Annotated in this window: 8 protein-coding genes; all 8 read left to right on the top strand. The window is 40.4% G+C overall.

Annotated features, from left to right (window positions below):
* Window positions 1-328 precede the first annotated feature (328 nt).
* The 8 genes from MICAI_RS04975 to MICAI_RS04940 all read left to right on the top strand — a co-directional run bounded on the left by MICAI_RS04975 (window position 329) and on the right by MICAI_RS04940 (window position 8,078).
* On the top strand, window positions 329-1,000 hold the full coding sequence (locus MICAI_RS04975; RefSeq protein WP_008198667.1) for a DUF1906 domain-containing protein: 672 nt from the start codon (window positions 329-331) through the stop codon (window positions 998-1,000).
* A 65-nt stretch (window positions 1,001-1,065) separates the two neighbouring features.
* Window positions 1,066-1,728, top strand: a complete 663-nt coding sequence (locus MICAI_RS04970) for a hypothetical protein (protein ID WP_008198666.1) — start codon at window positions 1,066-1,068, stop codon at window positions 1,726-1,728.
* 32 nt (window positions 1,729-1,760) lie between these two features.
* Window positions 1,761-2,060 carry a hypothetical protein gene (locus MICAI_RS04965; RefSeq protein WP_008198664.1) on the top strand — a complete coding sequence of 100 codons (300 nt, stop codon included), beginning with the start codon at window positions 1,761-1,763 and terminating at the stop codon, window positions 2,058-2,060.
* A gap of 2 nt (window positions 2,061-2,062) precedes the next feature.
* Entirely contained in the window at window positions 2,063-3,229 is a 1,167-nt protein-coding gene (locus tag MICAI_RS04960; protein WP_008198661.1) for a hypothetical protein, read from the top strand.
* A 24-nt stretch (window positions 3,230-3,253) separates the two neighbouring features.
* Window positions 3,254-4,219: a phage baseplate assembly protein V gene (locus MICAI_RS26285; protein WP_008198659.1), complete on the top strand. Its 966-nt coding sequence runs from the start codon at window positions 3,254-3,256 to the stop codon at window positions 4,217-4,219.
* A gap of 267 nt (window positions 4,220-4,486) precedes the next feature.
* Entirely contained in the window at window positions 4,487-4,837 is a 351-nt protein-coding gene (locus tag MICAI_RS04950) for a GPW/gp25 family protein (RefSeq protein ID WP_008198656.1), read from the top strand.
* Between the two features lie 19 nt (window positions 4,838-4,856).
* A complete protein-coding gene (locus tag MICAI_RS04945; RefSeq protein WP_157221724.1) occupies window positions 4,857-7,283 on the top strand; it encodes a baseplate J/gp47 family protein in 2,427 nt (808 codons plus the stop codon).
* 51 nt (window positions 7,284-7,334) lie between these two features.
* Window positions 7,335-8,078: a hypothetical protein gene (locus MICAI_RS04940; protein ID WP_008198653.1), complete on the top strand. Its 744-nt coding sequence runs from the start codon at window positions 7,335-7,337 to the stop codon at window positions 8,076-8,078.
* Window positions 8,079-8,215 lie beyond the last annotated feature (137 nt).

The following is an 8,215-nucleotide window of genomic DNA, read 5'->3' as shown; positions in this document are numbered from 1 at the left end:
TTACTAGGGGAGCATCTCACTTTGTAACCCCTAAATCAGGTTTTTATGTCAAGCTATTTTGAAAGCCTTGCTAGAAACCGGTTTTAGTGATAAGTATAATTACTAACTTGTATAAATGAGATGCTCCCACTGATGGACGATTTTATCGGCTCTTCTGGTTTCTGTGTGGAAACGAGGTCTATACTGAGAGTTTTTTCGGCAAAATAGTCCTAAATCTTGCCCAATAAGCACTTAACGATTCCATAAGTAAAAATTATCACACAAAGTCGAGAAGAACCAAAAATTTTGCTGCTAAGATTCAACATATAACCTTTAGTTCGTTAGACAGATGACAACCTTAACTGGAATAGTCGAATCAGCCTCTGCGGGAGAAACTGGATTTGATACCGATTATATACTAGACTTAGCTAAGGCGAAATTATTTTATCAAAGCGGTTATCGTTTCTGCTTACGCTATCTTTCCCTTTCCCAAGAAACTACCAAAGATTTAACCAACGGTGAAGCCGATGCCATTCTAAATGCCGGGTTAGCTTTGATGCCCGTCCAACACGTGCTTTATAAAGGTTGGACACCAAGTGCCACACTGGGGGAAAACCATGGTAAAGCAGCCGTCGAAAACGCCAAAACAGTCGGGTTTCCCGCTAAAGTCAATGTCTGGTTAGACTTAGAGGGAATTGATCCACAGGCAACTGTCCAAGACGTAGTAAATTACTGCAACAATTGGTTCGATCAAGTAAACGAAGCTGGCTATCTACCTGGTTTGTATGTAGGGGCTAATTCTATTTTAAACAGTTCAGAATTATACAAGGATCTCAAATTTCAATACTATTGGCATTCCTTGAGTATTGTTCCTGATGTTGCTGTTCGAGGATATCAAATGACTCAACAAGGGGTGCGTCAACAAGTTCATGGTATTAGTATTGATAAAAATACTACCCATAATGATAATTTGAATGGGATTGTACAGTGGCTCATTCGTAAAATAGATTCTCAGTCGTGAATTACCCCACAGACATGATCGGATGTAGTATTTTAATCAATTAACTAACTAAGGCGATAATTGTTATGATTTCTGTCAATGGTTTGCGCGGTCCTCGTATTTTTAGCGGTGCCTTAGTCTTTGTTAATCCTGATAGTACGACACCGCAAGTCATTCCTTTTCAATATAATCCGAGTCGCTTGCAACGATCCTTAGAACCCCAAATGGCAGGAGGTGAGGAAAATAACCGTTCTCTTGCCATCCGCTATACAGGCGCACCCGTTGAAATAATCAACATAGATATCCAGTTAGATGCTTCCGATAAACTGTGCCACGATGATCCGATTACAGTTCAATTAGGCATTTATCCTTATTTAGCCGCCTTAGAACTTTTAGCTTTTCCTTCCCTTAATCAAGTCCAAAAGAATCAATCTTTACTAGCAAATGGCACGCTAGAAGTAGCATCTTTGACCTCTCCTGATATTTACTTGGTTTGGGGGCCTCAGAGGGTGCTTCCTGTGAGAATCAATAACTATACAATTGTGGAAGAATTGTTTGATGCTCGCCTCAATCCTATTCGAGCGACGGTTTCCTTGAGTATGCGAGTGTTAAACTACTCAGATTTGAGTTCTTCTAACCCTCAATACCATCAATTTAGTGCCTATCAAAATATCTTACAATCTATGTCTAGTAGTGCTATTACTACTTCCAGTCAGATGTTGGGAGTGAATATCAATCAACTTAGATAAACCATTGAAATTGAGGAGGATTTTAAGTCTAAATGTTTGATCATACCAGTCGCTATTATGCTATTGCCGATGCTCGATATACGAGTTCTACTGGGCAGGAAATTATTTATAAACGCCGTCGTTTTCTTCCCCAAGGTCAAGATTTACCCTTTCTCACGAATGTTAAGGTTAATGATGGTGATCGGTTAGATATTATTGCGTCCAAAACTTTAGGTAATCCCCTGTTATTTTGGCGGATTGCGGATGCGAATAATGGGATGAATCCCATAGATTTGACTGAACGTCCAGGACGCATTTTAAAAGTTACGATTCCCCAAGTACCTGGAGAATAATCATGACGGGAACAGGTATTACGCTAAGATTAGCATTAGGAAAAAATCGTCCCAGTCCTGCGCCCCAATTTATTGCTGAATCCCTGCAAAGTGTCGAGATTACTCAAAGCGATCAAAGTCCGTCGAAGTTTCAATTATTGTTTCATGCTGACCGAACCAAAGTACTAAGTACCGATTATGAGTTATTGAGAAGTCCCCTCCTCACCCCAAAAAATCGAGTAATTCTGACCATCACACTTAACGGAACACCGAGTATTTTAATAGATGGATTTATTACCCAACAAGAATTAATTCACTCTCAAGAATTTGGGGCAGCTATGTTATCGGTGACAGGGGAAGATGTCAGCATTGTCATGGATCTGTATGAATGCTCTACCGAATATCCCAATTTGGGACACATCGCAATTGTTGAATTAATTCTCGCCAAATATATTCCTTTACTCGGTTTAATTATTCCCGAAATATTTCCTGCTACGTTACCCCCTTATCAATCGCTACAAGTGGATTGGGTTCCCCAACAAAATGCCACTGATCGCGCCTATCTTCAGCAATTAGCCGCCAGACACGGCTATCTTTTTTATATGAGACCAGGGCCAACTTTCTTGAGCAATATTGCTTATTGGGGTCCGCCTTTACGCACAGGAAACCCACAACCCGCTATGACTGTGGACATGGGACCTGCGACCAATGTAGAATCGATTAACTTTTGCTATGATGCTCTATCACCCACCCTAGTCTATGGTTTTGCCCAGTCCGACCCCCTTCAACCCGAATTATCAGAAGACATCCCCATTGTTACTACCAATAGTACCCGAACGCCCCTATCTCAGTCCGAACTGCAACCCTTAGAACTGTCTCTCCCCTTTATACGAACCCAACAATTTACAGATCCCCGTCTTGGTCCCCTAGATGCTTTAGCAAAAGCCCAAGCGATTACCGATTTATCTATAGATAACGTCGTGGTTGCTCAAGGACAATTGAATACTCTCCGTTACGGGCATATTTTGCAAGCCCCTGGTATTGTGGGCGTTCGAGGTGTCGGTCATAGCTATGATGGTCAATATTATGTCCAAAGTGTTACCCACAAGATCGCACGGGGGAACTACCAACAACAATTTACTCTGACCCGTTCTGGTCTAGGAAGTCTGACGAATTTTGTTCAACCCTAATCTTAATTTAATTCTGTTTAATTTATGATGAATGGCAATTGTTCTCCCCGTTCCAACCCGACGAATAATGCAGATGCTGCGTCCTCTGATGGCGGGCAGCGTTTTTATGGTAAGTATCGAGGAATCGTGCTAGATAATGAAGATCCGTTAGGATTAGGACGAATTCGAGCAGAAGTTGCGGTGGTTTATGGATCTAAGTTAAATTGGGCTTTGCCTTGTACTCCTTATGCGGGTCCAGGCGTTGGGTTTTACGCTATTCCCCCTGTTGGGGCTAATGTTTGGCTGGAATTTGAAGGAGGCGATCCTAATTATCCTATATGGGTGGGCTGTTTTTGGGATGAAGGTCAAGTACCAAGGAGTTCCGAAGAATTGCCTAATCCTGCAACTAAGATATTTAAAACCGAATTTATCAAGATGGTACTCAATGATCTGCCGGAAGTGGGAGGCTTTACTTTAGAATGTTCCCCTGAAGCTGTGGCGACTCCCTTAAAAATGGTTTTTAATTCCACAGGGATTGAAATTAATGCTGTCCCTGCCATCATTAAATTAGTCACAGAAGAAGGAATTACCCTCGAATTTCCTCCCGGTACGATTTCCATGACAGAAGCGGCCATTACCTCAGAAATTCCTGAATCAACCCTAACTCTAAACGAAGAAGCCATTTTAATAAATTCGGGTGATGTGACGGTAACAGCCACCGAAGCAGCACAAATAAACGCCAGTGCAGATATAGCAATAGAAGCAGGGGGAGCGGTAGAAGTTACAGGGGGGGCTGATGTGTCAATAGAAGCAGGGGGAGCGGTAGAAGTTACAGGGGGGGCTGATGTGTCAATAGAAGCAGGGGGAGCGGTAGAAGTTACAGGGGGGGCTGATGTAGCGATTACGGCGGTCGGTGCGACTGAAATTACTTCGGTTGGTATTGCTATCACAGGTTTAGTCGAGGTAACAGGAGATTTATTGGTTGATGGTCAGCAAGTCCTCTTTATTTAACGTAAATCTCCTTAAAATACAGCATAACTTACGAAAATCAAAACTTGATACTAAATCCGGTTATTAAAGACTGATTATTCATTTCCCCTTTTGCATGAGTGCCTGTCCTCATAAGTAGCTTATACTCAACGGATTTAGTATGATATATTATTTAGAGTTTTGTTACGTTGCACAGCCCACTTTACCGATAGGAATAGCTCATAAGTCCTAACCTTTTAAAAGGTGAAACTAGATTAAACCTAATGAAGTTAAACATTAACAAAAAATATGCAAATTGCCTTCCCTTTTAACCTCAATAATCAAGGTTTAGTCGCCACCACCGACTACAATCAACATATCTATCAAATGATCGAACAAATTCTCTTTACCATGCCGGGAGAAAGGGTTAATTTGCCATCCTTTGGTTGTGGGTTGCAACGATTAGTTTTTACCACTAATAATACGGAAATGGTAGCCGTTACTCAAGCGATGGTACAAGCTGCCCTTAGTCAGTGGCTAGGAGATGTCATTCAGGTGGCAACAGTAGAGGTTAAGAACGAGGACTCTAAGGTAACAATTTTGATTGAGTATGCTGTTCTGATTAGTCAAGAACGGTATCGAGTTAAATTTGAATGTTGAGGGGAAATCGTCAATGGAAATGACCGATAAATTTAGTTCTTATATACGATTACAACGTCGATTAAATGTTAGTCAACATCCTAACTTAATCGGACTGGATTTTCTTGAAATAGAGCAACAAGAACAACAATGGTATTTAAGAGCTTATTTTGTTTCACCTTCTCCTGAGCATTCCAATAAGCAACATATTCCCCCTAATTTGACTCCCGCTAATTTTCAAATAAAAACACTACAGAAAAATTTAGCACCTTTAAAAGTTGAGTCAGTGAGTTACATTAAAAATCATGTACAATTAGAACTAAATTTAACCACGAAAAATGAGGACTGGCTCGGTTTTTACCTTCTCACATTAATCGATATCGAGTATTTAGACTCGGCGTTATCTCAATTACCTTTTAGTTTATGGCCAGATAACATAATTCCGATTGATCCTCAGTCTCCTACTGATTTACCACCACCTTTACAATTACCTATTGAAATTAATTATTTAGCTAAAGATTATCAAAGCTTTCGGCAATTAATGCTAGATTATTTAACGTTATTACTCCCCCAATGGCAAGAACGTCACGAAGCTGATTTAGGGATTGTCTTAGTTGATTTACTCGCTTATGTAGCTGATTATCTCAGTTATTATCAAGATGCTGTTGCTACGGAAAGCTATTTAGGAACAGCGCGACGGAGGCTTTCTTTAACTCGTCATGCTAGATTACTAGATTATCAGGTATCAGAAGGATGTAATGCTAGGGTTTGGGTACAAGTACAAGTAACGGGAAATACTGTTTTACCGATTGGAACACCCCTATTGACACACAATCAACCCGCCCCTAAACGAATTTTATTTAATGAATATAAGCAACGTATTCAACAGGCTAATCCTTCAGAGCAAGTGTTTGAAACGATGGAAACAGTCTCCCTTTATGTTCAACATAATGAAATGTATTTTTATACTGGTGGAAGTCTTCAACTTTCCCTAAAAAAAGGAACAACTAAAGCGACTTTAAAAGGACATTTTTCTAACTTGCAACAGGGAGATATTTTGATTTTTGAGGAAGTTATTAATCCCCAGACTGGTTTAGCTAAAGATGCTAACCTTCAACATCGTCATGAGGTAAGATTAAGCCAAAAACCTCAACTGAGTTATGATGAACTTTACTCTCAAGAAATAACTGAAATTGAATGGATGCTAGAAGATAGATTACCTTTTGATTTGGTTGTGTCCAGCTTAACAAACGAGGGATGTTATCAACAGGATTGCACAGTGGTTAGAGGCAATATTGTTCTGGCAGATCATGGCTGTACCATTGATAATGATAAGCTCCTAGATATCGTTCCAGAACAGGGAAAATATCGCCCTCATTTCTGTCCGAGTGGATCGCTAACGTTTCGAGTTCTTTTTCAGTCTAATATCGCCAAGAAACAATCAGCTAAAAAAACCTTAGAACAAAAACCGCATCAGGCAACTCCTGCCATTCTCTTGCAAGAATTAGGAGGACTTTACCCATTTCTTCCTCCTAAAATAATTGGAAATAGTAATATTTGGATCGCCCAAAGAGATTTACTTGCCAGTAATCCGTTTAGCCAAGATTTCGTTTTAGAAATGGAAGAAGATGGTTTAATTTATCTACGGTTTGGCGACGGTAAACTTGGCAAACTACCCCCCATTGGGCATCAATTTCAGCCTATTTATCGGTTAGGAAATGGCATTCAAGGAAATGTGGGTCAAGAAACTATTACAACTATTGTAACTGATGATCTTAACATTATAGGTATTCGTAATCCGATGCCTGCCCAAGGGGGGGAAGAACCTGAATCTCTTGAAGAAATTCGTCTGAATGCACCAGTGGTTTTTTATACTCAAAAACGTTGTGTCACCGAGCCAGACCATGCAGCAAGAACCGAAACCCATCCTGATGTTATGCAAGCCATCGCTATTCGTAAATGGACAGGTAGTTGGAATACTCTCTTTATCTATGTTCTTCGTCATGAAGGGCGATCTGTAGATTCAGCATTTGCAGCAGAAATTAAGGATTATTTGACTCCTTGGGCAATAATTGGCACAGATTTAGTGATAAAGGGCGCACAATTTGTGCCAGTCGCCATTACCCTCAAGGTGTATATTAAGCCTCATACTGTGCCGAATCAGGTATTAGGTATCTTAAATTTGGCTTTTAGTTCGGTCATTTTTCCCGATGGAGAAAAAGGATTTTTTTCCCCAGATAGGTTTAAATTAGGTCGCCCCCTTTATCTGAGTCAAATTATCGCTCGTGCTTTACAGGTTCAGAATGTGGTTCGGGTTGAAGCAACTCAATTTCAGCGTTTGGATCGACTTTCGCGCAATGAACTAGATACAGGAGTGATTGAGGTATTACCATTAGAAGTAATTCAAGTGTTAAATAATGTGAAAGAACCCCAAAAAGGTAGAATTAAGTTTATCATTGAGGGATAATTCGGTAATTAGGTAGTTAGCGGTCATTGACGACAAGTTGAGTAGCGGATTATGGGGAGATATAGACCACCAGGAAGATCACGTTCATCTAGGAGAAAAGCCAAGAAACTACAGAGACTACAGGAACAACAGTCAAGGTTTTCTGCACCTTCTGTTGGAAGAAGACAGAGTTTTGAGCTTGGTGTACATGGTGCTAGAAGCCGTGAGCAGCGAAGACTAAGCCGGGATTTTGGTTTTCGTGTATCAGGTAATACACATGAATCAGAACACTCAGTGGGCTTTGAGCCTATTAATCGAACATCAGGCGAGAGAAGAGGAACAGTCGGCGCTCGATTTCTGGAAAATCAAGCACCTGCATATCAGGAAGTAAAAGATTTTCATAGATCTCATATTGGAACGGGTACTAAAAACGACCCTGATGAATCAGGTATGAATTCAAGACAATATCGTGATACTCAAAGAAGTCTCTTAGAAGAAGGGGATGTTAGTAGTGCTGTGCAAATGAACCAATTAGCATACGCTTTCCTTTTAGGTTTCCAAAAAAACAGGGGTAGCAGAGAAAACCAGATAGCCGATGACTCGTACAACCTCATGATAAGGAATATGAACAGACTAAGTTATGCCGATGGACTCTCGAACATAACTGTACCTGTTGATGAAAGGCAAAGAAAAGAAATGCGTCTAGCGCGAATTGCGGCGACAACGGGACAATGGCCAATAAATGAAATAAAGGAAGCCAATAAAAATTTAAGCCGACGTGAACCTGATGAAGAAAATGAGGAAAAGAAAGAGTGATAAAGAGTGGTTTGGGTTTTGATTAATTGTTTGTTCATAGTTCTATGTCTAAAGAAGATAACTTGTGCCAAACCCGATCCGATAAGGATTTTAGCCATCGCTTCTTCTATCAACTTTTACGGTGCAAGATGCGAGTA

It is taken from the genome of Microcystis sp. T1-4 (genome assembly GCF_000297435.1).
Classification (GTDB): Bacteria; Cyanobacteriota; Cyanobacteriia; order Cyanobacteriales; family Microcystaceae; genus Microcystis.
The sequence above is the reverse complement of the archived record's forward strand: the minus strand, read 5'-3'. Positions and strand labels throughout refer to the sequence as shown.

What these genes read in the sequence shown, in the direction of transcription:
- MICAI_RS04975 (WP_008198667.1), top strand. Translation starts at nt 329, where the DNA reads ATGACAACCTTAACTGGAATAGTCGAATCAGCCTCTGCGGGAGAAACT.
- MICAI_RS04970 (WP_008198666.1), top strand. Translation starts at nt 1,066, where the DNA reads ATGATTTCTGTCAATGGTTTGCGCGGTCCTCGTATTTTTAGCGGTGCC.
- MICAI_RS04965 (WP_008198664.1), top strand. Translation starts at nt 1,761, where the DNA reads ATGTTTGATCATACCAGTCGCTATTATGCTATTGCCGATGCTCGATAT.
- MICAI_RS04960 (WP_008198661.1), top strand. Translation starts at nt 2,063, where the DNA reads ATGACGGGAACAGGTATTACGCTAAGATTAGCATTAGGAAAAAATCGT.
- MICAI_RS26285 (WP_008198659.1), top strand. Translation starts at nt 3,254, where the DNA reads ATGATGAATGGCAATTGTTCTCCCCGTTCCAACCCGACGAATAATGCA.
- MICAI_RS04950 (WP_008198656.1), top strand. Translation starts at nt 4,487, where the DNA reads ATGCAAATTGCCTTCCCTTTTAACCTCAATAATCAAGGTTTAGTCGCC.
- MICAI_RS04945 (WP_157221724.1), top strand. Translation starts at nt 4,857, where the DNA reads ATGACCGATAAATTTAGTTCTTATATACGATTACAACGTCGATTAAAT.
- MICAI_RS04940 (WP_008198653.1), top strand. Translation starts at nt 7,335, where the DNA reads ATGGGGAGATATAGACCACCAGGAAGATCACGTTCATCTAGGAGAAAA.